This window comes from Ruegeria sp. HKCCD9138 (assembly GCF_057220975.1).
Genome location: NZ_JBWVAZ010000004.1, coordinates 87739 through 113937 on the forward strand (window position 1 = coordinate 87739; position 26199 = coordinate 113937).

Annotated in this window: 30 protein-coding genes; 25 read left to right on the forward strand and 5 right to left on the reverse strand. The window is 58.2% G+C overall.

Going from position 1 to position 26199, the window contains the following annotated elements:
- The first annotated feature begins 1 nt into the window (after nucleotide 1).
- The 16 genes from AC2TEL_RS08435 (at nucleotide 2) to AC2TEL_RS08510 (ending at nucleotide 15361) form a co-directional block, all read left to right on the forward strand.
- Nucleotides 2-418 carry an MAPEG family protein gene (locus AC2TEL_RS08435; RefSeq protein ID WP_480843492.1) on the forward strand — a complete coding sequence of 139 codons (417 nt, stop codon included), beginning with the start codon at nucleotides 2-4 and terminating at the stop codon, nucleotides 416-418.
- A complete protein-coding gene (locus AC2TEL_RS08440; protein ID WP_480903171.1) occupies nucleotides 418-834 on the forward strand; it encodes a hypothetical protein in 417 nt (138 codons plus the stop codon). The genes AC2TEL_RS08435 and AC2TEL_RS08440 overlap by 1 nt, the downstream gene beginning before the upstream one ends.
- Before the next feature lie 98 nt (nucleotides 835-932).
- On the forward strand, nucleotides 933-1337 hold the full coding sequence (locus AC2TEL_RS08445; RefSeq protein WP_480843488.1) for a DUF5333 domain-containing protein: 405 nt from the start codon (nucleotides 933-935) through the stop codon (nucleotides 1335-1337).
- Between the two features lie 5 nt (nucleotides 1338-1342).
- Nucleotides 1343-3364 carry an NADH-quinone oxidoreductase subunit NuoG gene (gene nuoG, locus AC2TEL_RS08450; protein ID WP_480903173.1) on the forward strand — a complete coding sequence of 674 codons (2022 nt, stop codon included), beginning with the start codon at nucleotides 1343-1345 and terminating at the stop codon, nucleotides 3362-3364.
- Between the two features lie 204 nt (nucleotides 3365-3568).
- Nucleotides 3569-4606: an NADH-quinone oxidoreductase subunit NuoH gene (nuoH, locus tag AC2TEL_RS08455; protein ID WP_480843485.1), complete on the forward strand. Its 1038-nt coding sequence runs from the start codon at nucleotides 3569-3571 to the stop codon at nucleotides 4604-4606.
- Between the two features lies 1 nt (nucleotide 4607).
- On the forward strand, nucleotides 4608-5102 hold the full coding sequence (nuoI, locus tag AC2TEL_RS08460) for an NADH-quinone oxidoreductase subunit NuoI (protein ID WP_480843483.1): 495 nt from the start codon (nucleotides 4608-4610) through the stop codon (nucleotides 5100-5102).
- Entirely contained in the window at nucleotides 5099-5509 is a 411-nt protein-coding gene (locus AC2TEL_RS08465; protein WP_480903175.1) for a carboxymuconolactone decarboxylase family protein, read from the forward strand. Before nuoI ends, AC2TEL_RS08465 begins: the two co-directional genes overlap by 4 nt.
- A complete protein-coding gene (locus AC2TEL_RS08470) occupies nucleotides 5506-6108 on the forward strand; it encodes an NADH-quinone oxidoreductase subunit J (protein WP_480903176.1) in 603 nt (200 codons plus the stop codon). The genes AC2TEL_RS08465 and AC2TEL_RS08470 overlap by 4 nt, the downstream gene beginning before the upstream one ends.
- Nucleotides 6108-6623: a hypothetical protein gene (locus AC2TEL_RS08475; RefSeq protein ID WP_480903178.1), complete on the forward strand. Its 516-nt coding sequence runs from the start codon at nucleotides 6108-6110 to the stop codon at nucleotides 6621-6623. Before AC2TEL_RS08470 ends, AC2TEL_RS08475 begins: the two co-directional genes overlap by 1 nt.
- A complete protein-coding gene (gene nuoK, locus AC2TEL_RS08480; protein WP_005984024.1) occupies nucleotides 6620-6925 on the forward strand; it encodes an NADH-quinone oxidoreductase subunit NuoK in 306 nt (101 codons plus the stop codon). Before AC2TEL_RS08475 ends, nuoK begins: the two co-directional genes overlap by 4 nt.
- A 6-nt stretch (nucleotides 6926-6931) precedes the next feature.
- Nucleotides 6932-9100, forward strand: a complete 2169-nt coding sequence (gene nuoL, locus AC2TEL_RS08485) for an NADH-quinone oxidoreductase subunit L (protein WP_480903180.1) — start codon at nucleotides 6932-6934, stop codon at nucleotides 9098-9100.
- A complete protein-coding gene (locus AC2TEL_RS08490; RefSeq protein ID WP_480843477.1) occupies nucleotides 9100-10644 on the forward strand; it encodes an NADH-quinone oxidoreductase subunit M in 1545 nt (514 codons plus the stop codon). The genes nuoL and AC2TEL_RS08490 overlap by 1 nt, the downstream gene beginning before the upstream one ends.
- 15 nt (nucleotides 10645-10659) lie before the next feature.
- Nucleotides 10660-12102: an NADH-quinone oxidoreductase subunit NuoN gene (gene nuoN / locus AC2TEL_RS08495; protein WP_480903181.1), complete on the forward strand. Its 1443-nt coding sequence runs from the start codon at nucleotides 10660-10662 to the stop codon at nucleotides 12100-12102.
- A 54-nt stretch (nucleotides 12103-12156) separates the two neighbouring features.
- Nucleotides 12157-12906, forward strand: a complete 750-nt coding sequence (locus AC2TEL_RS08500) for a biotin--[acetyl-CoA-carboxylase] ligase (RefSeq protein WP_480903597.1) — start codon at nucleotides 12157-12159, stop codon at nucleotides 12904-12906.
- 11 nt (nucleotides 12907-12917) lie between these two features.
- Nucleotides 12918-13697 carry a type III pantothenate kinase gene (locus AC2TEL_RS08505; RefSeq protein WP_480843473.1) on the forward strand — a complete coding sequence of 260 codons (780 nt, stop codon included), beginning with the start codon at nucleotides 12918-12920 and terminating at the stop codon, nucleotides 13695-13697.
- On the forward strand, nucleotides 13694-15361 hold the full coding sequence (locus AC2TEL_RS08510; RefSeq protein ID WP_480903183.1) for a ribonuclease J: 1668 nt from the start codon (nucleotides 13694-13696) through the stop codon (nucleotides 15359-15361). Before AC2TEL_RS08505 ends, AC2TEL_RS08510 begins: the two co-directional genes overlap by 4 nt.
- Nucleotides 15362-15366: 5 nt before the next feature.
- Here AC2TEL_RS08510 and AC2TEL_RS08515 read toward each other — a convergent pair whose 3' ends face one another.
- Together AC2TEL_RS08515 and AC2TEL_RS08520 are read right to left on the reverse strand one after the other, a co-directional pair.
- Nucleotides 15367-16068, reverse strand: coding sequence for an NUDIX hydrolase (locus AC2TEL_RS08515; protein ID WP_480903185.1), 702 nt, complete (start codon nucleotides 16066-16068; stop codon nucleotides 15367-15369).
- The gene (locus AC2TEL_RS08520; protein ID WP_480843468.1) at nucleotides 16065-16463 is read right to left on the reverse strand and encodes a DUF983 domain-containing protein; all 399 of its coding nucleotides are present in this window, start codon (nucleotides 16461-16463) and stop codon (nucleotides 16065-16067) included. Before AC2TEL_RS08520 ends, AC2TEL_RS08515 begins: the two co-directional genes overlap by 4 nt.
- A gap of 224 nt (nucleotides 16464-16687) precedes the next feature.
- Between AC2TEL_RS08520 and AC2TEL_RS08525 the strand changes: the two genes are divergently transcribed.
- The 4 genes from AC2TEL_RS08525 to AC2TEL_RS08540 are packed head-to-tail and all read left to right on the forward strand — an operon-like array spanning nucleotide 16688 to nucleotide 18592.
- Nucleotides 16688-17155: an EF-hand domain-containing protein gene (locus AC2TEL_RS08525; RefSeq protein WP_480843466.1), complete on the forward strand. Its 468-nt coding sequence runs from the start codon at nucleotides 16688-16690 to the stop codon at nucleotides 17153-17155.
- A gap of 6 nt (nucleotides 17156-17161) precedes the next feature.
- A complete protein-coding gene (locus AC2TEL_RS08530) occupies nucleotides 17162-17776 on the forward strand; it encodes an RNA polymerase sigma factor (protein WP_480903187.1) in 615 nt (204 codons plus the stop codon).
- A complete protein-coding gene (locus AC2TEL_RS08535; protein ID WP_480843463.1) occupies nucleotides 17769-18122 on the forward strand; it encodes a hypothetical protein in 354 nt (117 codons plus the stop codon). The genes AC2TEL_RS08530 and AC2TEL_RS08535 overlap by 8 nt, the downstream gene beginning before the upstream one ends.
- Nucleotides 18119-18592 (forward strand): periplasmic heavy metal sensor, encoded by a 474-nt coding sequence (locus AC2TEL_RS08540; protein WP_480903189.1) that lies wholly within the window; start codon nucleotides 18119-18121, stop codon nucleotides 18590-18592. The genes AC2TEL_RS08535 and AC2TEL_RS08540 overlap by 4 nt, the downstream gene beginning before the upstream one ends.
- A 7-nt stretch (nucleotides 18593-18599) precedes the next feature.
- Here the strand turns inward: AC2TEL_RS08540 and AC2TEL_RS08545 are convergent, their stop codons facing one another.
- Nucleotides 18600-20000, reverse strand: a complete 1401-nt coding sequence (locus AC2TEL_RS08545) for a diguanylate cyclase (RefSeq protein WP_480903191.1) — start codon at nucleotides 19998-20000, stop codon at nucleotides 18600-18602.
- Nucleotides 20001-20089: 89 nt separating this feature from the next.
- On the opposite strand from AC2TEL_RS08545, the gene AC2TEL_RS08550 reads away from it, so the two are divergent.
- From AC2TEL_RS08550 to AC2TEL_RS08570, 5 genes are all read left to right on the forward strand, one after another.
- Nucleotides 20090-20374, forward strand: coding sequence for a DUF3572 domain-containing protein (locus tag AC2TEL_RS08550; protein ID WP_480903193.1), 285 nt, complete (start codon nucleotides 20090-20092; stop codon nucleotides 20372-20374).
- Between the two features lie 19 nt (nucleotides 20375-20393).
- On the forward strand, nucleotides 20394-21086 hold the full coding sequence (locus AC2TEL_RS08555) for an HAD family hydrolase (RefSeq protein ID WP_480903195.1): 693 nt from the start codon (nucleotides 20394-20396) through the stop codon (nucleotides 21084-21086).
- A gap of 120 nt (nucleotides 21087-21206) precedes the next feature.
- Complete coding sequence (locus tag AC2TEL_RS08560; RefSeq protein WP_480903196.1) at nucleotides 21207-22766, forward strand: trimethylamine methyltransferase family protein; 1560 nt, start codon at nucleotides 21207-21209, stop codon at nucleotides 22764-22766.
- A 119-nt stretch (nucleotides 22767-22885) separates the two neighbouring features.
- Nucleotides 22886-23473 (forward strand): heme NO-binding domain-containing protein, encoded by a 588-nt coding sequence (locus tag AC2TEL_RS08565; RefSeq protein WP_480903198.1) that lies wholly within the window; start codon nucleotides 22886-22888, stop codon nucleotides 23471-23473.
- The gene (locus AC2TEL_RS08570) at nucleotides 23470-24462 is read left to right on the forward strand and encodes a GGDEF domain-containing protein (protein ID WP_480903200.1); all 993 of its coding nucleotides are present in this window, start codon (nucleotides 23470-23472) and stop codon (nucleotides 24460-24462) included. The genes AC2TEL_RS08565 and AC2TEL_RS08570 overlap by 4 nt, the downstream gene beginning before the upstream one ends.
- Before the next feature lie 22 nt (nucleotides 24463-24484).
- Here the strand turns inward: AC2TEL_RS08570 and AC2TEL_RS08575 are convergent, their stop codons facing one another.
- Both AC2TEL_RS08575 and AC2TEL_RS08580 read right to left on the reverse strand, forming a co-directional pair.
- The gene (locus AC2TEL_RS08575; RefSeq protein WP_480903202.1) at nucleotides 24485-25180 is read right to left on the reverse strand and encodes a CbiX/SirB N-terminal domain-containing protein; all 696 of its coding nucleotides are present in this window, start codon (nucleotides 25178-25180) and stop codon (nucleotides 24485-24487) included.
- 75 nt (nucleotides 25181-25255) lie between these two features.
- Nucleotides 25256-26188, reverse strand: coding sequence for an AEC family transporter (locus tag AC2TEL_RS08580; protein WP_480903204.1), 933 nt, complete (start codon nucleotides 26186-26188; stop codon nucleotides 25256-25258).
- Between the last annotated feature and the right edge of the window lie 11 nt (nucleotides 26189-26199).

A 26199-nucleotide genomic window follows, 5' to 3' on the forward strand; every position in this document is an offset into this window, starting at 1 on the left:
AATGGAAGTCTACGCCGAATATTCACACGCGATCGCCTCTTTGGTCGTTTTCACCCTGATCGTTCTGTTCCTGTCGCCGTTCTCGGCTCTTGCCAAGGCTGGTAAGGGTCTGGCTCCGGGTGCGACGCCGGAACAGGATTATTCAGACAAGGGGTACCGCCTCAATCGCGCCTATCTGAACGGCACCGAGACACTGCCAGCCTATCTGACGGTGACCGTGGCCGCTATTTTGCTGGGGGCAAGCCCATTCTGGGTGAACTTGTTGGCCTCCGTTGCGCTGGTAGCACGCGTTGTCATGCTGGTGATCCACTTGCGCGGGCTCGGCACCCCACACAGTGGGTTGCGATCGATTTTCTATGTCGTCGGTTGGGCTTGCATGCTGATCCTTGGATTGATGGCATTGGTGGCGGCTTTCTGATGACGCGGAAGGATGCTCAAACTCGGCCTTCGGCACTGGTTGGCACGGCAGCAAGGAACATGGCCGTGACAAAACGAGCGGCATTGGTTGGCGCGGTCGTGGCCATATCTCTCGTGTCGGCCTGTGGCGGCGGTTCATCCAGTGATCGTATCCTGTTTGACGGCAAGTCTTTCCGTGCCAGCGCCAAGGCTGTAGACAAGCGGGCATCGCCCGCCGATTTTCGCGTGACCGTAAGCGGCGTATCGGCCTCATTGGATGGCGCACGCGAAGCTGGACGGTACGAAGGAACCAAGTTCTGCATCAATAATTTCGGCTCGTCCCGGATTTCTTGGGCGATCGGTCCGGATACCGATCCGCAGAACCTGCAGATTGAAAACGACAAGCTGACATTCGCAGGGACCTGCCGTCGCCCATGAACCGCGTTACTGCATATCCGCTTTCCGCTGGTGGGCTGCTATTGCATAGCAATCCAACGGGGACTCGTCTTGGGGAACCCAAGACGAAAGGAAAGCTAATGACTGCTATGAAGACGCTCGCGTTCGCCGTTGCACTGATGGTGCCTGCCGCAGCGGATGCAAAACCGCCCTTGAGGGATGTCAAAGAGATCGACAACGAACTCTATTACATCGCCATCGCAAACGAGATTTCCGATTACTGCCCGTCGATCAGCGGGCGTCGGATGAAGGCGATTGGGGTGATGTGGGGGCTGCGTTCCAAGGCGAACAAACTGGGGTACTCGGACAGGGAAATCCGGGCCTATGTGGAATCGGACGCCGAAAAGGACAGGATGCGCGCCAAGGGCGAGGCCTATCTGGCCCAGCACGGTGTTTCCTATGACAATCCCAATTCCTTCTGCACGCTGGGTCGGGCGGAAATCGAAAGAAACAGCGCCATCGGCGTGTATTTGAGAGCGAACTGAGAGCCATGTCTGACCTCCGCAAGATCAATATCGACGGGCAGGAAATCGAAGTCGAAGGTGCGATGACCCTGATTCAGGCTTGTGAGCAAGCCGGGGTCGAGGTGCCGCGTTTCTGCTATCACGAGCGTCTGTCGATCGCCGGTAACTGCCGGATGTGTCTGGTTGAGGTCGTAGGCGGGCCGCCGAAACCAGCGGCCTCGTGCGCGATGCAGGTGCGTGATCTTCGACCGGGGCCGGAAGGGCAACCTCCAGTGGTCAAAACCAACTCGCCGATGGTCAAAAAGGCCCGCGAGGGGGTGATGGAGTTCCTTCTCATCAACCACCCACTGGATTGCCCGATCTGCGATCAGGGTGGCGAGTGTGACCTTCAGGATCAGGCCATGGCCTATGGAATGTCCGGTACGCGCTTCAAAGAAGCCAAGCGCGCGGTGGATGATCTGGATCTGGGGCCGCTTGTCGGCACCGCGATGACCCGCTGTATCAGCTGCACCCGCTGCGTGCGTTTTACGACCGAGGTCGCGGGGATCACCCAGATGGGTCAGACCGGGCGGGGAGAGGATGCCGAAATCACCTCGTATCTGAACCAGACTTTGGACTCGAACCTGCAGGGCAACATCATCGATCTGTGCCCGGTTGGTGCGCTGACCTCGAAACCTTACGCCTTTACCGCACGTCCGTGGGAACTGACGAAAACGGAATCCATCGACGTGATGGATGCCTTGGGTTCGAACATCCGCGTGGACACCAAAGGCCGCGAAGTGATGCGCTTTTTGCCACGCAACCATGATGGCGTGAACGAAGAGTGGATCAGCGACAAGACGCGGTTCGTCTGGGACGGCCTGCGTCGACAGCGTCTGGACACGCCTTATGTCCGCGAAAACGGCAAACTGCTTCCGGCTACGTGGCCCGAGGCACTGACCAAAGCTGCCGAGGCGCTGAAAGGGGCTGAGAAACCTGCCGGGATCGTAGGTGATCTGGCCCCGGTTGAGGCCGCATTTGCGTTGAAGCAGATGATCGAAGGGCAGGGCGGCGTCGTCGAATGCCGTACGGATGGGGCAAGGTTGCCTGCGGGCAACCGGGGGGCCTATGCGGGCACTGCCGCGATTGAGGACATCGACACGGCCGAGCGTATTCTGCTGATCGGCACCAACCCGCGCGATGAGGCACCGGTTCTGAACGCGCGCATTCGCAAGGCTTGGGCGCATGGGGCCGAGGTGGCTCTGGTCGGGCCTGCTGTCGATCTGACCTATGACTATCATCACGTAGGCGACGACCGGGCAGCTCTGCAACAGGTCGTCGAAATGGGTGGCGATGATGAGATCAAAGGCAAGGCGTCACTGGTCATCGTGGGGCAGGGGGCATTGCAAGAGGCCGATGGCGCGGCAGTTCTGGCCGCCGCGCAAACCGTTGCTGCGAATACGGAAAGTGGCCTGATCGTTCTGCATACCGCAGCCTCGCGCGTGGGTGCGATGGATGTGGATGCCACCAACGAAGGCGGCATGGATGCGGTCAGCTCGGCAGAAGTGATTTATAACCTCGGCGCGGATGAAGTCGAAATCGGCGACGGGGCTTTCGTTATCTATCAAGGCAGCCATGGTGACCGAGGCGCACACCGCGCTGATGTTATCCTGCCGGGTGCCGCCTATACCGAGGAAAACGGGTTGTTCGTGAACACCGAAGGCCGCCCGCAACTGGCCATGCGCGCCGGGTTTGCACCGGGTGAGGCCAAGGAAAACTGGGCGATCCTGCGGGCGTTGTCCGCCGAACTTGGGGCGACGCTGCCATATGACTCGCTGGCGCAACTGCGCACCGCGCTGATCGAAGCCGTGCCGCATCTGGCCCGCATCGACGAAGTGATCGAGAACGAGATCCAAGCGCTGGACGCGGGTTCTCTGGGCAAGGCGACCTTCCGGTACGCGATCAAGGATTTCTACCTGACCAACCCGATTGCGCGCGCGTCGCAGTTGATGGCCGAGCTTTCAGCGAAGGCGCAGGCCCGCAAATCCGAGAAGATCGCGGCGGAATGAACCGGAGCTGTTTCATATCGCAGGCAAACGCGACTGCCGGGTGGCAGTACGCTGCGCCCGATTTGTGTGTGAAACCCAAGATTAAGGGTGGCGCAATGGCGGCAGATGCTGTTTACACCAACGCGCCGACCCAGCCGCTTAGTGCGCAGGCATCTGGCCTTTGCATCGCTCGCGGAAAACGGAATACCCACGGTGTGAGGACCAATGGCTGAATTCTTTAACACCCCAGGCGGAATAGCCATCATCATTCTGGCGCAAGTGCTTGCAGTCGTTGCGTTTGTGATGATCTCGCTGTTGTTCCTTGTTTACGGCGACCGCAAAATCTGGGCCGCTGTCCAGATGCGCCGCGGCCCGAACGTGGTGGGCGTCTATGGCCTGCTGCAATCAGTGGCGGACGCGCTGAAATATGTGGTCAAAGAAGTGGTCATCCCTGCCGGGGCCGACCGCACGGTGTTCATTCTCGCGCCGCTGACATCCTTCGTTTTGGCGATGATCGCCTGGGCAGTGATCCCGTTTAACGATGGTTGGGTTCTGTCGGATATCAACGTCGCTATCCTTTATGTCTTCGCCGTCTCCTCACTAGAGGTTTATGGCGTGATTATGGGGGGGTGGGCGTCGAACTCAAAGTACCCGTTCCTTGGCTCGCTGCGGTCTGCGGCGCAGATGATCTCTTACGAAGTGTCCATCGGTCTGATCATCATCGGTGTGATCATCTCGACCGGTTCGATGAACTTTGGCGACATCGTACACGCGCAGGATGGCCGTTTCGGTTTCTTCAGCTGGTACTGGCTGCCGCATTTCCCGATGGTGTTCCTGTTCTTCATCTCTGCGCTGGCCGAAACAAACCGACCTCCGTTCGATCTGCCCGAGGCGGAATCGGAACTGGTTGCGGGTTATCAGGTCGAATACTCGGCCACACCCTTCCTGCTGTTCATGGCCGGTGAATACATCGCGATCTTCCTGATGTGTGCCCTGACCACACTACTGTTCTTCGGCGGCTGGCTGTCACCGATCCCTGGTCTGCCCGACGGCGTGCTGTGGATGGTCGGCAAGATGGCATTCTTCTTCTTCATCTTCGCGATGGTAAAGGCGATCACACCCCGCTACCGCTATGACCAGTTGATGCGCTTGGGCTGGAAAGTGTTCCTGCCATTCTCGCTGGCTTGGGTTGTCTTCGTGGCATTTGCTGCAAAATTCGACTGGTTCTGGGGCGCGTTCGCGCGTTGGAGCGTAGGAGGCTGATATGACCCAAATCGACTACACCCGCGCTGCCAAGTACTTCCTTCTGCAGGACTTCTGGGTCGGCATGAAGCTGGGACTGAAGTACTTCTTCTCTCCTAAAGCCACCATCAACTACCCGCACGAAAAGGGCCCTCTGTCGCCACGCTTTCGGGGCGAACACGCCTTACGCCGTTATCCGAACGGCGAGGAACGCTGTATCGCCTGCAAACTGTGCGAGGCGATCTGTCCGGCGCAGGCCATCACCATCGACGCCGAACCGCGCGAAGACGGCAGCCGCCGCACCACGCGCTATGACATCGACATGACCAAGTGTATCTATTGCGGCTTCTGCCAAGAGGCGTGCCCGGTCGATGCCATCGTCGAAGGCCCGAACTTTGAATTCGCCACCGAAACCCGCGAAGAGCTGTTCTATGACAAGGAAAAACTGCTGGATAACGGCGAACGCTGGGAAGCCGAAATCGCCCGCAATCTGGAAATGGACGCGCCGTACAGATGAGTGACAGCCCGACAAATCCGTTCGAGCTGATGATGAAACAGGCTCAGGACATGGCCAAGGCGATGAACCCGGCGATGGAGAGCTTCTCGCCCAAGGGGTTCGAGGCGCTGTGGCCGACCATGCCCAAAGAGGTCATGGAGATGATGTTCGGCAACACCGTCAACAAAGACGGTCTGGACGCCAAGACCCGCCTGTTGCTGACGCTGGCCGGGCTGACCTGTCAGGGCGCACAGGCGGACTCGGCCGTACGCCAGACCGTCCGCCACGCGCTGGAAGCTGGTGCAAGAAAACAAGAGATCGTGGAAACGATCGGTCAGATGTCGGTCTTTGCCGGCATCCCGGCCATGACCCGCGCGCTGGATCTGGCGCAAGAGGTCATGGGCGACAACGAGGATGAGGATCAATGACCGTCTTTGCCTTCTATCTGTTTGCCATCAGCGCCATCACCGGCGGACTGTTCACGGTGATCAGCCGTCAGCCGGTGCACTCGGTGCTGTGGCTGATCCTGTCCTTCCTGTCCTCGGCGGGACTTTTCGTTCTGTTGGGGGCCGAGTTCGTGGCGATGTTGCTGATCATCGTTTACGTGGGCGCGGTCGCGGTTCTGTTCCTCTTCGTGGTGATGATGCTGGATGTGGACTTTGCCGAGCTCAAGGCCGAGATGGCGCGCTATATGCCGCTGGCCCTGTTGATCGGTCTGGTGATCCTGATGCAGTTCGTCATGGCCTTCGGGGCATGGGATAGCGCGCAGGGTGCTGCCGCAAATCTGGCGCAGCCGGTCCCGGTGGACCGCCACAACACCGAGGCACTCGGTGTCATTCTTTACGATCAATACTTCCTTCTGTTCCAACTGGCAGGCCTGATCCTGCTGGTGGCTATGATCGGCGCCATCGTTTTGACGCTGCGCCACCGTCAGGACATCAAGCGTCAGGACATCGTCGGCCAGATGATGCGCGACCCGGCCAAGGCGATGGAGTTGAAGGACGTGAAACCGGGGCAGGGGTTGTGATGCGCTTACATCTCAAGCCGATTTCGGTTGCTATATTGATGTGTGCTGTTTCCACAGATGCTGCGGCTTGCACGTTTGCGTACCTGAAGACTTGGCAGAATGCGCGCGTTGTTCAAGAAACAGATTGCAGCTTCGTCAATGGTGGCGATCAAGATTGGGTCAAAGGCAGCGCTGCCTTTGATTTGGGGAGCGAGTTTGTTGCCCAGAAGATCGGCAGAAGTGTAAATGTCTTAGACTGCAAAAATCGGACAGGGATCAATATTAGCGGGCCGGTTGTTGGATTTACTTCGTGTGGCCCATCGATTGATGTCGATGAGATTTGGCCCTTGCCGCCCGGACTAGTACCGAACGCAGAAGGGCGATTGGCGGATTTAGCTGAACGCGCCTCTCGCCGCGATCTTGCGGTTCAATATGACCTCAACGAACGCTTCAAAACAGAGAAACGTAAAGACCGTTATGATCAATTGTGCGGCTGCAAACTCTACTATCCCGACTCGCCAGGAGCGAAGCTATGATCGGACTTGAACACTATCTTACGGTCGCGGCGACGCTGTTCGTCATCGGCATCTTCGGTCTCTTCCTGAACCGCAAGAACGTCATCATCCTGCTGATGAGCATCGAACTGATGCTGCTGGCGGTGAATATCAACCTCGTGGCGTTTTCCAGTTTCCTCGGCGATCTGGTCGGGCAGGTGTTTACGCTGTTCGTGCTGACCGTTGCGGCGGCCGAGGCGGCGATTGGTCTGGCCATTCTGGTCTGCTTCTTCCGCAACCGCGGCACCATCGCGGTTGAAGACGTCAATATGATGAAGGGGTAAGAGAACATGGAAACCACCATCCTCTTTGCCCCGCTGGTGGGCGCGCTGCTCTGCGGGTTTGGCTGGAGATTCATTGGCGAGAAGGCCGCCATGTGGACCGCCACGGGCCTGCTGTTCCTGGCCTGTCTGCTCAGTTGGATCGTTTTCTTCACGTTCGACGGTCAAACCCAGCAGATCGAAGTCATGCGCTGGATCGAAAGCGGGTCGTTGTCGACAAGCTGGGCCATTCGTTTGGACCGCCTGACCGCGATCATGCTGATCGTGGTGACGACTGTTTCGGCGCTCGTGCACCTTTATTCCTTTGGCTATATGGATCACGACCCGCAATGGCGCGAGGGTGAGAGCTATAAGCCGCGCTTCTTTGCCTATCTGTCGTTCTTCACCTTCGCCATGCTGATGCTGGTGACAGCCGACAATCTGGTGCAGATGTTCTTTGGCTGGGAAGGCGTGGGCGTCGCGTCTTATCTGCTGATCGGTTTCTATTACCGCAAACCTTCGGCCAATGCCGCCGCGATCAAGGCGTTCATCGTCAACCGGGTGGGTGACTTTGGCTTTGCGCTTGGCATCTTTGCACTGTTCTTCCTGACGGACAGCATCAACTTTTCGGATGTTTTTGCCGCTGCGCCGACGATGGCGGAAACCCAGTTGACGTTCCTGTGGGGTGAGTGGACCGCAATCGAAATCGTCTGCGTGCTGCTGTTCATCGGCGCGATGGGTAAGTCGGCTCAGCTTATCCTGCACACCTGGCTGCCGGATGCGATGGAAGGCCCGACCCCTGTGTCCGCGCTGATCCACGCCGCGACCATGGTGACCGCAGGTGTGTTCCTGGTCTGCCGTATGTCGCCGTTGATGGAGTTCGCGCCGGGCGCGACCGGATTCATCACCTTCCTTGGCGCGTCCACGGCGTTTTTTGCGGCGACCGTGGGTCTGGTCCAGACCGACATCAAACGCGTTATCGCCTATTCGACCTGTTCCCAGCTTGGATACATGTTCGTGGCGGCTGGTGTAGGCATGTACTCGGCCGCGATGTTCCACTTGCTGACGCACGCCTTCTTCAAGGCATTGTTGTTCCTCGGGGCCGGTTCGGTGATCCACGCGATGCATCACGAGCAGGAGATGACCGAATACGGTGGGTTGAGGAAAAAGATCCCATACACCTTCTGGGCGATGATGATCGGAACGCTGGCCATCACCGGTGTCGGTATCCCGCTGACGACGATAGGGTTTGCCGGGTTCTTGTCGAAGGACGCAATCATCGAAAGCGCCTATGCGGGTGGAACCGGGTATGCGTTCTGGATGCTCGTGATCGCGGCGATGTTCACCTCGTTCTATAGCTGGCGTCTGATCTTCCTGACCTTCTACGGTGAGCCGCGCGGCGACAAGCACACGCATGAGCACGCGCATGAAAGCCCGATGTCCATGCTGGTGCCGCTGGGCGTCCTGTCGCTGGGCGCGGTCTTCTCGGGGATGATCTGGTACAGCAACTTCTTTGGGCATGCCGACAAAGTGGGCAAGTTCTATGGCATTCCGATGGCCGAGGCCGCGGCGCATGCAGAGGCGGGCGACCATGCCGCTGCTGATGCGGGTCATGGTGACGAGGCTCATGCAGATACTGCCCAAGCAGACGAAGGTCATGGCGAGGCTGAATTGGCAGATGACGGGCACGGAGAAACCGCGTCTGAGGGCGGCGGCGATCACCATTATGTCTTTGCGGGCCAGCCGGGTGAGGGAGCAATGTATATCGCACCTGACAACCACGTTCTGGATGACGCGCACGCGGCCCCGAAATGGGTCAAGGTTTCGCCCTTTGTTGCAATGGTGCTGGGCTTTGTCGTGGCCTACTGGTTCTACATCGTGAACACGTCGCTGCCGGCACGTCTGGCCGCAAACCAGCGCCCGCTGTACCTGTTCCTGCTGAACAAATGGTACTTTGACGAAATCTACGATGCCGTTTTCGTCAAGCCGACCATCGCGCTGGGCCGCTTCCTGTGGAAACGCGGTGATGGCAATACCATCGACGGCTTCCTGAACGGGGTCGCCATGGGTGTCGTCCCCTTCTTCACCCGCCTCGCAGGCAAGGCACAGACGGGCTACATCTTTACTTACGCTTTCTGGATGGTTCTGGGCATCGCCGCCCTTATCACCTGGATGTCGATTGGCGGAGGCGCACAATAATGGATAATATCCTCTCCATCGTCACCTTCATCCCCGCCATCGCAGCAGGCATCCTTGCCCTGTTCCTGCATGGCGAGGACGCAGCCGCGCAGCGCAACGCCAAATGGGTGGCGCTGGTTGCGACGACCGTGACCTTCCTGGTCTCGATCGGCATCTACACTGGCTTTGATCCTTCGAATACCGGCTTCCAGATGGTGGAAGAGGGCCGCTGGCTGATGGGTCTTAAATACAAGATGGGCGTGGACGGGATCAGCGTTCTGTTCGTCCTGCTGACCACCTTCATCATGCCGCTGACCATTCTGGCAAGTTGGCAGGTCACCGACCGCGTCAAGGAATACATGATCGCCTTCCTGCTGCTGGAAACGCTGATGCTGGGTGTGTTCATGGCGTTGGATCTGGTGCTGTTCTACCTGTTTTTCGAAGCAGGCCTGATCCCGATGTTCCTGATCATTGGCATCTGGGGCGGTAAGGATCGCATCTACGCCAGCTTCAAGTTCTTCCTGTATACTTTCCTCGGCTCGGTGCTGATGCTGGTGGCGATGGTTGCGATGTATGCAGATGCGGGCACCACGGACATTGAAGCGCTGATGAGCCATCAGTTCTCGTCCGAAGGGTTCAGCGTGCTGGGCATCTATATCGTCGGCGGCTTGCAGACGCTGATGTTCCTTGCCTTCTTCGCGTCCTTTGCGGTGAAGATGCCGATGTGGCCGGTACACACATGGCTGCCGGATGCGCACGTACAGGCACCGACCGCCGGGTCGGTGGTTCTGGCGGCGATCCTGCTGAAAATGGGCGGCTATGGCTTCCTGCGGTTCAGCCTGCCGATGTTCCCGGTGGGTTCGGCGGTGATGACCGATCTGGTGCTGTGGATGTCGGCGATTGCTGTCGTCTACACCTCGCTGGTTGCGCTGGTGCAGGAGGATATGAAGAAGCTGATCGCCTATTCCTCGGTCGCGCATATGGGCTTTGTGACCATGGGGATTTTTGCGGCGAACCAGCAGGGGATTGATGGGGCAATTTTCCAGATGCTGAGCCACGGGTTCATCTCGGCGGCGCTCTTCCTTTGTGTCGGCGTGATCTACGACCGGATGCATACCCGTGACATCGACGCGTATGGCGGTCTGGTGATCCGGATGCCCGCATACGCTCTGGTCTTCATGCTGTTCACCATGGCCAATGTCGGTCTGCCCGGCACCAGTGGGTTCATCGGAGAATTCCTGACCCTGATGGGTGCGTTCCAGGTCAACACCTGGGTGACGGCCGTTGCCGCGACTGGTGTGATCTTCTCGGCGGGCTATGCGCTGTGGCTGTATCGCCGGGTGGTCTTTGGCGATCTGATAAAGGAAAGCCTGAAAGCCATCACCGACATGAGCTCGCGCGAGCGGCTGATCTTTGCGCCGCTGGTCGTGATGACCATCCTGCTGGGCGTGTATCCGTCGCTGGTGACCGATGTGATCGGCAATTCCACCGCTGCGCTGATTTCGAACTATGACACGGCTCTGGCCGCGGCTGAGGCTGCGACCCAGACGGCCGCTTCGCATTAAGGGAGCTTTGGAGACATGATCCAGGCTGATCTGACAATAATCCTGCCGGAAATAGTTCTGGCAATCTATGCGATGGCGGCGCTGATCGGGGCTGTCTACACCACCAAGGACGGGCTGGCGCCGGTTCTGGTCTGGGCCACTGCGGGGCTTATGGCGCTGCTTGCAATCTGGATTGCGACAAATGGCGACGGCACTAACGTCGCCTTCAACGGCATGTTCGTCGATGACGGTTTCGCCCGTTTCTCCAAGGTTGCGATCCTGCTTTCTGCCGCTGCCGTTCTGTTGATGAGTCAGGATTACATGGCGCGCCGTGGCTTGCTGCGGTTTGAATATCCGCTGCTGGTCGCTTTGGCCGCCGTCGGCATGATGATGATGGTTAGCGCCGGCGATTTGATGTCGCTGTATATGGGGTTGGAGCTGCAATCCCTGTCGCTTTATGTCGTGGCCGCCTTGCGGCGTGACAGCGCGAAATCGACCGAAGCGGGACTGAAGTATTTTGTTCTTGGCGCGCTCAGCTCGGGCCTGCTGCTGTACGGCGCTTCGCTGGTATACGGCTTTACTGGGACAACGCTGTTCTCGGGCATAATCCAGACGGTGCATCACGACGATATATCGATCGGGTTGCTGTTCGGTCTGGTCTTCCTGATCTCGGGGCTGGCGTTCAAGGTCTCTGCCGTGCCGTTTCACATGTGGACGCCGGATGTATATGAGGGCTCGCCCACTCCGATCACCGCGTTCTTTGCCACCGCGCCCAAGGTGGCGGCAATGGCACTGTTCGCGCGCCTGATGCATGACGCTTTTGGCGGTGTGATCCAGGATTGGCAGCAGGTGATTGTCTTGCTTTCGGTATTGTCGATGCTGCTGGGCGCTGTCGCGGCCATTGGTCAACGCGACATCAAGCGACTGATGGCATTTTCGTCGATTGCCCATATGGGCTATGCGCTGATTGGTTTGGCTGCAGGGACGGAAATGGGCGTCAAGGCGATGCTGATGTATCTGGCGATCTACGTGACCATGAACATCGGCACTTTCGCCTTCATCCTGATGATGGAGCGTGATGGCAAGCCTGTGACGGATATCGACGCGTTACGGCAGTATTCGAAACGCGATCCGGGCAAGGCGCTTGCCGTTCTGATCCTGATGTTCAGCCTTGCAGGCGTGCCCCCGATGCTGGGTTTCTTTGCCAAGTTTGGTGTCTGGCAGGCCGGTGTGGATGCAGGTCTGATCGGTTTGGTCATCGTATCGGCAATCGCCTCGGTCATCGGCGCGTTCTATTACTTGCGGATCGTGTTCTACATGTATTTCGGTGCCGAAAACGAAGATCCGATCGAAACCCGTTCCTCGCCCGTTCTGTGGGGGGCATTGATGGGTTCGGCGGCGCTGATGCTGATTGGCGTGTTCTACCAGTTCGGCCTCGAAGGCGCGGCTGCGGCTGCGGCGACGACGCTTGTCAACTGACCTGAAACGATTACAGAAAAAGGAGGCTCGGTCGTGCGACCGGGCCTTTTTGACATGAGTGACTGGCCATCGGGATACGGCCTGCACGTATTGCAGGAAGTCGATAGCACTCTGAGCGAAGCCGCGCGGATCGCGCCGACGGCCACAGGCCCGGTTTGGATCATGGCGCATCATCAAACCGCGGCGCGTGGGCGGCGGGGCAGGGCGTGGGCCAACCCCAAGGGAAATCTAGCCGCCACATTGCTGATGCGACCCGAAGGTGATCCGGAGCAGGCGGCGCTTCGCAGTTTTGTTGCGGCACTGGCATTGTTTGATGCCTGTGTTGCAGTTACCGGTCGGGCGGCGGGTTTGTCCCTGAAATGGCCGAATGATGTGTTGCTGAATGGCGGCAAGCTGGCCGGAATATTGCTGGAAAGCACCGGTCAGGGGCGGGGTGTCTCGCATCTGGCCATCGGAATTGGTGTCAACCTCGCCGAGGCACCCGGTGCCGATACGATCGAACCCGGCTCGGTACGTCCCGTCTCTCTGCTGTCGGAAACCGGTGCCCACGTGACGGCCGAAGACTTTCTGACCGAATTGGCTGCTGCCTATGCCCGATACGAAACGCAATTCATCACCTATGGCTTCGAGCCGATCCGAACCGCTTGGTTGTCCCGCGCGGCCCGGTTAGGGGAGGTCATCACCGCCCGTGCCGCCGCGTCTGAGACGGTTGGCACCTTCGAAACGGTGGACGCAGGCGGCAACCTTGTCTTAAACACCGCAAAAGGCCGCGTCAGCATACCGGCGGCGGATGTGTATTTCTAAAGGGGGCGCAGATGCTTCTGGCGATTGACTGCGGCAATACCAACACCGTTTTCTCGATCTGGGACGGCGAGAAATTCCTGTGCACGCTGCGCACCTCGACCCACCATTCCCGCACTGCGGACGCCTATTTCACCTGGTATTCGACGCTGGTGAAGCATTACGGCATCGAGGCGGACATAACGGACGTGATCATCTCGTCCACGGTGCCGCGCGTGGTGTTCAACCTTCGTGTCTTTGCCGACCGATTCTTTGGTTGTAGGCCCTTGGTCGTAGGCAAACCCGAAACGCTGCTGCCCTTCAAACCACGCGTGGACGAGGGCACGCAAGTAGGCCCGGACCGGTTGGTGAACACCGCTGGCGCGTTTGACAGGCATGGCGGCGATCTGATCGTAGTGGATTTTGGAACCGCCACCACGTTCGATGTAGTCGCTCATGACGGTGCTTACGTGGGTGGAGTCATCGCGCCCGGAGTGAACCTGAGCCTTGAGGCGCTGCATCTGGCAGCGGCGGCACTGCCGCATGTCGACATATCGAAGCCGCAGAAGGTGATCGGCACCAATACTGTTGAATGCATGCAATCCGGCGTGTTCTGGGGCTATGTCGGCCTTGTGCGCGAGATTTGCGACCGCATAAAGGGCGAGGCTGCCGTGCCCATGAAAGTAATTGCAACCGGTGGGCTGGCGCCATTGTTTCAGCAAGCCGCGCACCTGTTCGACGCATTCGAAGACGATCTGACGATGCACGGATTGACCGTGATCCATCGCTATAACAAGGAAAATGGCTCAACATGAGCAGCGAAAGACTGATTTATCTGCCTCTGGGCGGTGCAGGCGAAATTGGCATGAATGCCTATGTCTACGGCTACGGAAAGCCGGGTGAGGAACGGCTGATTCTGGTCGATCTCGGGGTCGCATTCCCGGATATGGACAGCTCACCCGGTGTGGACTTGATATTCGCCGACATTACTTGGCTGAAGGAACGTGCCGACCAGCTCGAAGCGGTTTTTGTCACCCATGCGCACGAAGACCATGTCGGAGCGGTGGCGCATTGCTACCAGTCACTGGGTGCACCGATCTATGCCCGCGCTTTCACGGCCAACATTGCCCGTCGCAAGATGGAGGATCATGGCCATCCGACCGAAGCGGTGCAGACCGTCTCGGCCTGGCCGGAGCAGGTCAAGGTGGGGCCGTTTACCGTTGGTTTTCTGCCTGTTTCCCACTCGATTCCGGAAAGCGCCGGACTTGTGATTGACACGCCCGCAGGTCGGGTTGTGCATACCGGGGACTTCAAGCTGGACGCCAACCCGGTGGTCGGTGAACCGTTTGATCCCGATCTTTGGGCCGAGGTTGCAAAGCCGGGCGTTCAGGCGCTGGTCTGCGACAGTACCAACGTCTTTTCGACCCATCCTGGACGATCGGAATCCGAAGTCGGGCCTGAAATCACAAAACTGGTACAAGACGCCAAGGGTATGGTGATTGCGACCACATTTGCGTCAAACGTGGCGCGGGTGAAAACACTGGCCGAAGCTGGTCAGCGGGCAGGGCGTTCCGTCGTGTTGCTGGGCCGTGCCATGCGGCGGATGATCGAAGCCGCGACCGAAACGGGCATCCTGACCGATTTCCCGCGTGTCATCAGCGCCGAAGAGGCTGTGGATCTGCCGCGCCAAAACCTGATGCTGATCGTCACCGGCAGTCAGGGAGAGCGCCGAGCCGCTAGTGCGCAGCTTGCCCGCGGCAAATACCGGGGGCTTGAGGCGAAAGAAGGCGACCTGTTTCTGTTCTCTTCCAAAACCATCCCGGGCAATGAACGCGGTGTGATCCGCGTCATCAATCAGCTGAGCGAAAAAGGTGTGGATGTCGTTGATGACAGTTCGGGCCTCTATCATGTCTCGGGGCACGCGAACCGACCGGATCTGGAAAAGGTCCATGCGCTGATGAATCCGCAAATGGTTATCCCGATGCACGGTGAACACCGTCACCTGCGTGAACACGCGAAACTGGCCGAGGCAGGCGGGCGTGCCGGTGCTCTGGCGGTAAATGGCACCATGCTGGACCTGACAGGTAGTGCGCCAACAGTTGCCGACTATGTCGAGACGGGCAGGACTTATCTGGATGGCACGGTCCAGATTGGCGCATTGGATGGCGTCGTCCGAGACCGAATACGCATGGCGCTGAATGGCCATGTCACGATCACAGTCATTCTGGATGAAGAAGACGAACCGCTGGGTGAACCCTGGTGTGACACAATCGGCCTGCCGGAACTGGGAGGATCCAGCGCGTCGATAGTTGAAATTCTGGAAGAAGATCTGAACCAGTTTCTTATGCGAGCCGACGCGAAGACGCTGCGCGACGACGACAAGCTGGAAGAGGCGCTGCGCCGGATCGTTCGCCAAAGCGCAAAGATCGAGCTGGGCAAGAAGCCCGAAGTCACCGTGGTGATCAGCCGGATGCGCTAAAAGGCTTAGCCTTCCTGCGGCATCGGAAATCCCCTGAGCTGCAGGAACAGGCTGGCTTCTTCGTTGTTAAGGAAGAAGGGAACACTCTGAGGTGGTTCGGGATCGGTTGCACGAGCGGCGATTTCGGCCAGTACCACTTCGGTGATAAAGGGCAGATCGAAATTGCGCGCCTCACGGACCTTCACCCATTGCAGATGGGACAACTCGTCCGACGCGTGGGTGAAGTCATCCAGATCGCCCTGAACCGCCTCAGCATCCACCAAAAAGAACCGGGCATCGAAGCGCCGGGGGCGTCCAGGAGGAGTGAGGGCGCGGAATACAAACTGCAGGGCGTTCGCCGCAGGCACAAACCCCATTTCGGCAAAACTCTGCCAATCCGCCGGCACTGCGTTATTCCAACGCCCCGGTTGCCCAAGGATCAGGCCCGTTTCTTCCCAAAGCTCGCGGATCGCTGCGACGGCCAGTGCATTCTCCAACCCGGGATCAGCCTGATCGGACAACCGATCAAAGCAGACACCCGGCAAAGGGGCCGCCAGCGGAATTTCGGCATCGGCAGCGTCGACCGCACCGCCGGGAAAAACAAACTTGTTCGGCATGAAGGCCGCTGCGGCCCCGCGCTGACCCATCAGGATAGATGGGTCGTCAAACCGGTCTCGCAGAACGATCACAGTTGCGGCGTTGCGGATCGCGGTTTTGTCTGTTGTCATGCGGTTTTGCCAAATCCGTGCATGCGTCGCGCCCATTGATAAGCGACGACGACGCCCTTCAGGCGGGGCAACAGGTACAATGACAGCGCCACACACCCGACGGAAAACGCAATGGCCATGGTCCACGGATCCGGTCGCCAGTGCACATAAGACACGTGCAGGGCTGGCGCCAACAGGTGACCAACGATCAGGATGGTCAGATAAGCCGGGCCATCGTCGGCCCTGTGATGAAATAACTCCTGCCCGCAGTTCGAGCATTCGTCATTGACCTTGAGATAGCTGTGCAACAGCTTGCCTTCGCCGCAACTTGGGCACTTGCATCGAAACCCACGGATAAGCGCCGGCTTGGTCGGGCGCTCATCCTCGAGCGTGGTGTCAATGGTCTGATCTGTCATTTTGATACTCGCGCGTTCAGGTCTGGCTGGTATAGCGGTTGGCCGACCTACTCGAAAAGGGGGGTGCGTCGCTTTGCGGCGGCTTGGCTGAACCTTAACAGGATTCCGGCCCGTTTCGAAGGTAGCACAAGAAAAATCGAAATTCGGCGACGGAATACCGTTGGCCCCCCGTTTTAAGGAGTATCAGCAGCGGCGCAGGGCCGCGACAACAAGGGAACTTTGTAATGAAAACTGCAACCTTTATCTCGGCTATTGTTCTGTCTGCGGTCGCTGTGACCGGAACGTCTGTTCTGGCAAAAGGCTCAAAAGATCGCCAGCCCGCAACATTTCAAGAGCTGGATGCCGATGGCGATGGCCAGGTGACCGAAGCCGAGATCACGGCACACAGTCAGGCGAAATTCACCTCGGCCGACAAGGATGGCGACGGACAACTGAGCCTAGAAGAAATGCAGGCGGCTGCTCAGGTTCGGGCGAATGAGCGCGTGGCCAAGATGTTTGAGCGGCAGGACGCCAATAAGGACGGCTTTCTGAGCGAAGACGAATTGCCCAAGCCGCGCAAGACGTCCAAGATGTTCGAGCGGATCGATGCAGACGGAAACGGGTCGATTTCCGAACAGGAATACGCGGATGCAAAGGACAGAATGGGACGCAAGCACAAGCGGCATGGCCAGTCGGACACCGATAGCAACTGATGCGGGATGGAGGATCTGACCTCCTGTCCGACCCAAGCGCGCGGTGACCTTCCCGCCGCGCGCCGACTCAGCGATGCAGAGTTGCTGGGCCAGTTTGCCAATGGGGATGCGACCGCTGCCCGATTGCTGACGGATCGATTGGGACCGCGCAGCTACTCCGTCGCGTTGCGGATGCTGGGAAACAGGGCCGAGGCCGAAGACGTCACGCAAGAGGCGATGATGCGGCTGTGGCAGATGGCGCCTGATTGGGCGCCGGGCCAGGCGCAGGTTTCGACCTGGCTATATCGGGTGACTTTGAACCTGTGCATGGACCAGCGGCGCAAGAAACGGCCGGGCGCGCTGGAAGAAGGGGTTGAGCCGGCTGATGATACGGAATCTGTTGTCGATCGCATGCAGAACGCGGCGCGCAAGGACGCCTTGCAAGACGCGTTGGACCAATTGCCGGAACGACAACGTCAGGCCGTGGTTCTGCGGCATATCGAGGAGTTGTCGAACCCTGATATCGCAGGAATCATGGGAATTTCCGTCGAAGCGGTCGAAAGCTTGACGGCACGGGGAAAACGCTCTCTGGCAGCAATACTAGCCGGTCGGCGAGATGAGCTGGGGTATGAAAATGGCTGAACACGACGACGAATTGGATCATCTGTTTGCTACCGCACGCGCGCAGCGTCCGGCGCTGCCTGATGCTCTGGCGGTGCGGATTGAAACCGACGCCGAGGGCGTGCGATTGCAGCGTCTCGAAACTTTAAACCGGTCCAGTCGACCAACCTGGCGCCGGGCTTTTGACGGTATCGGGGGGTGGGGCGGCTTGAGCGGGCTTGTCGCAGCCAGCGCTGCCGGCGTCTGGATCGGGTTCTCGGCCCCGGCCTTTTTGCCGGATCCGGCGAGTTACCTGCTGTCGCAAGAGACAACTTACCTGGTTGCTGACCTGAATTTGGATGTGGACTATCTGGAGGATACGGAATGAGTGAGAATCCTGCTCCCAAACGCAGGTGGATGCCGATCCTGCTGGTTGTTTCGCTGGCGGTGAATCTGCTGATCGTCGGCGTTATCCTCGGGACGGCTTTGCGGTTCAAGGGCGGTGATCGGGCCAGAATTCCGCCGGGATTCGGTCCGGCGCTGTATTTCGCATTGCCCAAGGAAGACCAAAAGGCACTGCGGGGGCAGTTGTCAGCGCTGCGCAGCAAGGGTTCTCACCGCCGGGCACAGGATTTCACTGAACTCAGTGACGCTTTGAAAACCGTGCCTTTTGATCCGGTCGCAGTCGAGATTCTGTTGGAGCAACAAGCACAGGCGACGGCTGACTTGCAGGATGCGTTGCATAAAGAGTGGTTGGCGCGTGTGACGGCGATGAGCGACGAAGATCGCCAGATTTATGCTGATCAATTGGAGGATGTGGTCAACCGGGGACCACATCGGAAGAAAAAAGATCGCTAGGACAGTGTCATGCCGCGCTTTTTCGAATACGAACTTGATTGCGCCCGGCCTGTTTCGCCGCATACAGCGCCCGATCTGCCGAACGGATCAGGCCACCAATCGGGTCCGCATCGTCATGCATGTCCAGTTCCTGAGGTTCACATAGCTTCAAGCCCACGCTGACGGTAACCGGTATCAGTGCGGGATGATCCGGAATGCGGAACGGTGCACGGCAGATGCAATTACGGATCACGTCAGCCCTTTGCAATGCCTGTCTTTGAGAAGTGTCCGGCAGGCCAATCAAAAATTCTTCCCCACCAATGCGTGCCACGAAACCCGAATTAGCCAGGGCGGATTGCAGCCTTTTGCCGACCTCCAAAAGAACATGATCACCACCTGAATGGCCAAATCTGTCGTTGATCAATTTGAAATGGTCCAGATCGGCCAGCATGACTGCAAAGCTTTGCCCAGATTGACGGGATTGCCGTGAAATCTGATCCATTGCGCGCAAAGCGTAGCGCCGGTTATGCAAACCCGTGAGTGGATCCGTCAGCGAGTCAGCTAGGCCGTTGCGCATGGTGGCGCGCAAACGGTCATCCCGGGTTTTGCGCGAGATCAGCGTATCGAGACGCAGTGAAATTTCATCTGTGATGAAACCGCCAAGGCAAATCGCATCGGCACCTCGGTCCAAGGCCTCGACCGCGAGGTTGGCGTCGTCATCTGGCAGAACACCGATCAGAACAGTGTGACGCGTCGCGCCGCGCGACCGAAGATCAGCAAGAATGTTCAACCCGGCTGTACCGACCCCCATTTCGATCAGGATCGCGTCCGGAGTGGGCCCCGACAGAACGGCGTGCAGGTTGCTCTGGGTATGGCAGGCAATTTCGTGTTGTGATTCCTCGATCAATTCATTGCGCCACTTGCCTGCAACCTGAGTGGATTGAGCCAATATTGCAACTCGAGCAGTTTTTGGCGGTACGACAAAAGACGTCGCAGGTTCGGCAAAGCCGACCGACTGGGGGCCAGTTTTGACGTGCATGTCCTGACGATCGGCGCGGGCACGCAGCAGGCTACGCACACGCGCCAGCAGCAGAGTGTCCTTGAACGGATGTGACAGGACATCGTCCATTCCATCCGCCAGCGCCTTAAGCCGCGCCGCTTTGTCATTTTGCGGTACGATCGCCACGATGGGAACATCCGCCAGTGTCGGTTCGAGCATCATCAATTTCTTGACGTCTGCGGCATTTCCATCCGGCAAACCATGCGCGGTCAGCACAAGATCTGGCCGCGTGCGCCGCAACAGGCTGGCCAGGCCATCCACTTTCTCGCCCTGTACGACCTGATACCAGGCTGCGGTCAACTGGACCTTGAGCATGATTCGGTTGGTCGAAACCCCGTCGAGGACAAGTATTGTTCCTTGCACGGACATAGCCATTCACCGTTAGATTGCACGCGTTGCCAAAGTGTTTATGACTCTGGTTAACAAACCCTTTCCATGTCCCAATCCGAGACCAGTTTATGCCGATCTCTGCCAATTCTGCCGAAACACTGGCTCTCAATGTCCTGAGCTGGCTTGTGGGAAATGACGAATTGCTGCCAGTTTTTCTGGGCGCAACAGGGGCCTCGGCTCAGGATCTGCGGGACCGGACCGGTGAGGCAGAGTTTCTGAGTTCGGTACTTGATTTTCTGGTGCTTGACGATTCGTGGGTGATCGCCTTTTGTGACGCCAATTCCGTTCCCTACGATCTGCCGGGACAGGCCCGTGCCGTGCTGTCAGGAGAAGCGGATATGCATTGGACCTGACAAATCGGAGCTTTCGGGCATGCCTATAGACGCACTCCTGTTCGACAAAGACGGAACGCTATTTGATTTTGCGGCGACGTGGGGCGCGTTCGGGCGGACCGCCGTACTGGAACTGGCGGACGGGGATGAAAACCGCGCGACAGAGCTTGGCCGGGTCATCGGCTTCAACTTTGCCGAAGACTGCTATGAGCATGACAGTGTCGTCATTGCCGGCACGGTGGACGAGGTTGCTCAAGCCTTGCTGCCGCACCTGGCGGTTTATTCTCATCCCGAAATCGTAGATATCCTCAACGACGCGTCCGCCGGATCAAAACAGGTTCCGGCCGTTCCGCTTGCGCCGTTTCTTGAGGGGTTACGTGAGGCCGGCCTAAAGCTTGGCGTTGCAACCAATGATGCGGAAATGCCCGCGCTACAACATCTGGCGTCGGTGGGCATCAAGGATCAGTTTGATTTTATCGCCGGCTACGACAGCGGACACGGTTTCAAACCCGGTCCCGGTCAGCTTCTGGCCTTTGCCAAACATGTAGATATTGACCCCTCGCGTATCGCCATGGTGGGTGACAGCCGTCACGACCTGGAGGCCGGGCGCGCGGCAGGAATGGTCACGATCGGCGTTCTGACCGGCCTCGCGCCAGCGGAAGCGCTGGAACCACTGGCTGATGTTGTGCTGCCGGATATCGGTCATATTCCGGGTTGGCTGTCCACCCACTGACATACCAACAATGAATATCGTCGTTTTGCGCCAAAAAAACGACAAAGCCTGTCGCATACAGAGCGGCCAGCAGCTGTTGTTCGGGGCTTGCTGATACAAAAGCAGGACCCGGAGGACACAATGGCCGACACCAAGACCACTCGGCGCCGCGGCGGCGGTCGCGCAGGAGCAGCCGCCAGACGTGGCAGTACCGTGATTGATCAGATGCCGTGGAATCCTCCGGTCAATACTGATCGCCCGACTGAACCATTGGGCCCCGAAGGGATCGAGGCCATTCACGAAGGCGCGATGCGGATACTCGAAGAGATCGGTGTCGAGTTTTATAACGAAGAAGCTATCGGCATCCTGCGCGAAGCCGGATGTACGATCGACGGCGACAACGTTCGCATGGGCCGGGATTTTGTGATGGAGATGGTAGGCAAGGCGCCGTCCAGCTTCACGATCACACCGCGAAACACGGACCGTCAGATCACGATTGGTGGTCGCAACCTGTTGTTTGGTAACGTTTCCTCCCCGCCGAACTACTGGGATATGGAGATAGGTAAGAAGGTGCCGGGCAATCGCCGGATGTGTCAGGACCTTCTGAAGCTGACGCAGTATTTCAACTGTATCCACTTTGCGGGCGGCTATCCGGTCGAGCCCGTGGATATCCACGCCAGCATCCGTCATCTGGACGTGCTCTACGACAAGCTGACGTTGACCGACAAGGCCATGCACGCCTATTCGCTTGGTAAAGAGCGGGTCGAAGATGTGATGGAGATGGTGCGCATCGCAGGAGGTCTCAGCCACGAAGAGTTTGAGGCGAGCCCGCGTATGTATACCAATATCAACTCGACCTCACCGCTGAAACATGACCATCCGATGATTGACGGCTGTCTTCGGCTTGCGCGGCGGGGGCAGGCGATCGTGGTGACACCCTTTACCCTGGCTGGTGCCATGGCTCCGGTAACGATGGCGGGTGCCGTTGCGCAATCCCTGGCCGAGGCCCTGTGTGCGATTGCGCTGTTCCAATATGTCCGCCCCGGCATACCTTGCGTCATCGGTACGTTCACGTCCAATGTCGACATGAAGTCAGGAGCGCCGGCTTTCGGAACACCGGAATACATGCGCTCGACCCAGATGACCGGTCAGATGGCGCGGTTTTATGGATTGCCCATGCGCTCGTCTGGTGTGTGCGCGGCGAACGTGCCCGATGGACAGTCGATCTGGGAGACATCGAACTCCCTGTGGGCAGCGGTTCAGTCTGGGACCAACATGGTTTACCACGCCGCAGGATGGCTGGAAGGCGGGCTGATCGCCAGCCCTGAAAAGTTCATCATGGACTGCGAAATCCTTCAGCAAATTCAACGCTATATGAACCCTGGGCTGATCGCGACGGGCCCGGATGAAATCGCCTTGGATGCCATCCGCTCGGTCGGCGATGACGGTCATTTCTTTGGTATCCAGCATACGCAGGATCGTTACTCCACCGCGTTCTACCAGCCGTTCCTGAGCGACTGGAAGAACTACGAAGGATGGGAAGCTGCCGGCGGTGTCTGGACCGCTGAGCGCGCGCATCACATGTTCAAGGAAATCGTCGGAAGTTTTGAAGCGCCGCCTATGGACGATGGCATCCGAGACGAGCTTGCCGATTTTGTCGCCCGCCGCAAAGCCGAGGGAGGAGCCCCCACCGATTTCTGATCGATGGTTTAGGCTTCAAGGTGAGACTAGATAGCATTTGCGGCATCCGACGTCGAAAATTGGGTGTTTGTTAAGCTTTCTGGGATCAGATCGTGGTGTAAGCCAATTAGGGGCGATCCATGCACGGTTTGATCAACAGGGCGATTCAGTCTTTCGTCTGCGCTACATACGGGCGCTCGTGTTGGGTGCGTGCAACCGAAACGGCCGGCCTCGGGTTTTCCGAGTTTGAGGCGATGCTGGTCTACGATGATGACATGTCGATCCGCGTGCTTGATGCATTATGTGCTGATCTGAACCGTCCACGGGCCGATTTTCTTGAGGACTTGGGGACCTATCTGGTTTCGCATCCGAATATGGAGGATCTGCGCCGTCTTCTGCGATTTGGTGGTGTCACTTACGTTGAATTCTTGCACTCTCTGGATGACTTGTCGGATCGTGTCAGGCTAGCGGTTTCCGATCTTGAATTGCCGGTGCTCGAACTGACAGAGAAATCGCCTGCTGAATACATGTTGCATTGCTTTTCCGGCCTTCCGGGCTATGGCAGCGTCATGACAGGAGTGCTGCGGGCGATGGCGGACGACTATGGTGCACTGGTCATGCTGACACATGATGGATGTCACGGTGAGGAAGAGGCGATCTCGATAACATTGGTGGAAAGCGCTTTTGCCAAAGGTCGAAGTTTCGATCTGGGGGCGCGAAACTCATGATGAAAACTGCCGAGCTGGCCGCGTTGCTGGAAACTCTATGCCCGATGTTCCTTCTGGTCGATGAAACCGGCAGAATCGAACAAGCCGGGCCTACGTTGCAGAAACTGCGGCCCGATCAGCCGATGGCGGGCAAGGGAATTCTGGATATCTTCGAACTGGTTCGGCCAAGAACGGTAACAACCCTACCGGCTCTGATGGCCACAGCAGGTGGAAGGCTGCACCTCAAACTCCGCGATGAACCGCGCACCGCTTTGAAAGGGCTAATCGCCCCGTTGCCGAATGACGGGGGGGCGGTCATAAACCTGTCGTTCGGTATCTCGATCCTCGACGCGGTGCGCGACTATGCGCTGACCAGTGCAGATTTTTCCGGCACAGATCTTGCAATCGAGCTGCTCTATCTGGTCGAAGCCAAATCCGCCGCGATGGAGGCTTCGCGTTCGCTGAATCTTCGTCTTCAGGGGGCTATGCTGGCCGCCGAAGAACAGGCCTATACGGACACGTTGACCGGGCTCAAGAATCGCCGGGCCATGGATCACATTCTGGCGCACTTGATCTCGACAAAAACCGATTTTGCGCTGATGCACCTGGATCTGGATTTCTTCAAGTCGGTCAATGACAGGCTGGGCCACGCGGCGGGTGACTTCGTTTTGCAGGAAGCTTCTCGTATCATGCTGGAGGAAACCCGCAGCGACGATACGGTGGCCCGTATTGGCGGGGATGAGTTCGTGCTGATATTCAAAGGACTGCTGGATCGTGAGAAGCTACGCGGAATTGCCGGGCGATTGATCGATAAATTGCGTGCGCCCATGTCGTTTGAAGGCACGATTTGCTCTGTTTCGGCCAGCATTGGCACTGCGTTGTCAACGCAGTTCGAAAACCCAAAGGCCGCGGAAATTCTTCATGCAGCCGACCTTGCGCTTTATTCCGCCAAGAGGAACGGGCGCTCGTGCCACTGCCTTTTTTCCGAATTGTCTGAGGCGCGGCAATAGCCTCTGAAAATGGTCTGTTGCCTTAGCTGTTCAGGCAATCCGTCAGCGTGGCCGCAATTTGCCTTTGGATTGTGGGCAGTTCGCCAACTACAGGCATCACCACACCCTGAAAATCTGCGCGCGCCAGTTCCGAGGGGACATCCTCGAGAACATGACCACCGGTGCATGCAAAAAATGGCAGACAGATTGATTTCGAACTTACACCAGTGGCGGCTTCGGAGATTGAAGGCGGCTGTTCGACAAATCCCACGCGAATGCTTTGAAACGCGACCAGGTGCTTTAGTTTTTCAGCGAAATCTAAAGCAACAGCGGCGGGGTTTTGGCTGCGCCCCGAACCATGCGCGGCGAGCACAAGATCAGTTTCCTCGGGCAGCCAGTTTTGATCCACCATGGTTTCGCTCAATGCGCCAGCAACAAGGACCGGCAGGTCCGGATCAATTCCCAGCGGGTCCAGTATCCGGATCGGTCTTGACCCAAGCCGTTTTGGCAGGGCCTTCGTGACGAACCAGCCGCGTGCCATGAACAGTGGGTAAATCGCTGTATCTTCAGGCAGGTCATCCAGGCAGTTCTCAAGTGCTCGGGGCGCCGCCAAAGTCGCGGAGTGGACCGAAACTTGCGCCGTCAAGGCATCCACCTTTTCGGCAAACGCTGCCAGACTGGCCTCGGCCGGAACAGGGTCCGAGGGTTGTCCATGGGCGACGATAACGGCGTGCGGCATATTGGGGCTCCGGCGGTTTGTCCTGCGATAGATGTAGCCTTGATGGAAAGAGTCAATGCGCAAAACTGCTGAGTTCTAACCAAGCAGGGTCAGCCACATCCAGACCGTCATGGTCGAAACCGCTGTGCCGATCAGAACGGACGACGCGGCAACGCGCTTTGCCCGGCCATAAATGTTGGCGAAGATATAGGCGTTGAACCCCGGAGCCATCGCTGCTGTCAAAACCCCGGACCGGAACAAATCTTGCGGCAGAGAGAAGGCAGAGCCCAACAGCCAGACGAGGCTTGGGTGAAGGATCAAGGCGACACAGCAAACAAACATTATCGCCCGCAAATCCCCTTCAGGTCGGTACATGACCAGCACGCCCCCAAGCGCGAACAATGCACCGGGCAGGGCGGCGCGGGTTACCAGCCCCAAGGCTTCGTCCACGACCAGGGGGATAGCAACTCCGGACAGATTGACCACAAACCCAAGCGCAATTCCCAATATCAGCGCGTTCTTGAACATTGCCGTCAGGACCGAACGCGCCATGCGCGCGCCACTGTGTCCTCTGTTGCGGATGACCTCCATCACGGTGATCCCGAGGCCGTAGCAAAACGGGGAATGGATGGCGACGATCGCATAGTTGCCGGTCAGGTTTGCGGGCCCATAGGCGCGTTCCGTGATGGGCAGGCCCAGCAAGACGGAGTTCGAAAACAAACAGCAAAACCCAATCGCAACGCAATCTTCCCAATCGCGGCGAAAGATCAGGCGTGCGCCGAGTATTCCGGCGACAAAGCACAGACCAGCGGCCGAGTAGAAGCTGAACAGCAGACCGGGGTCGAAACTGGCGCTCAGATCAAGATGAGAGATGGCGAGGAACAGCAGGCAAGGGATTGCAAACCCCTGGGTGAACTTCATCAACCCGTCGATATGGGTTTCCTTGAAATATCCCGCCCGGGTCGAGGCATACCCCGCGCCAATCACGAGGAAGACTGGCAGAATGACATCAATCAGGTTTTGAAACATGTCATCGCCTC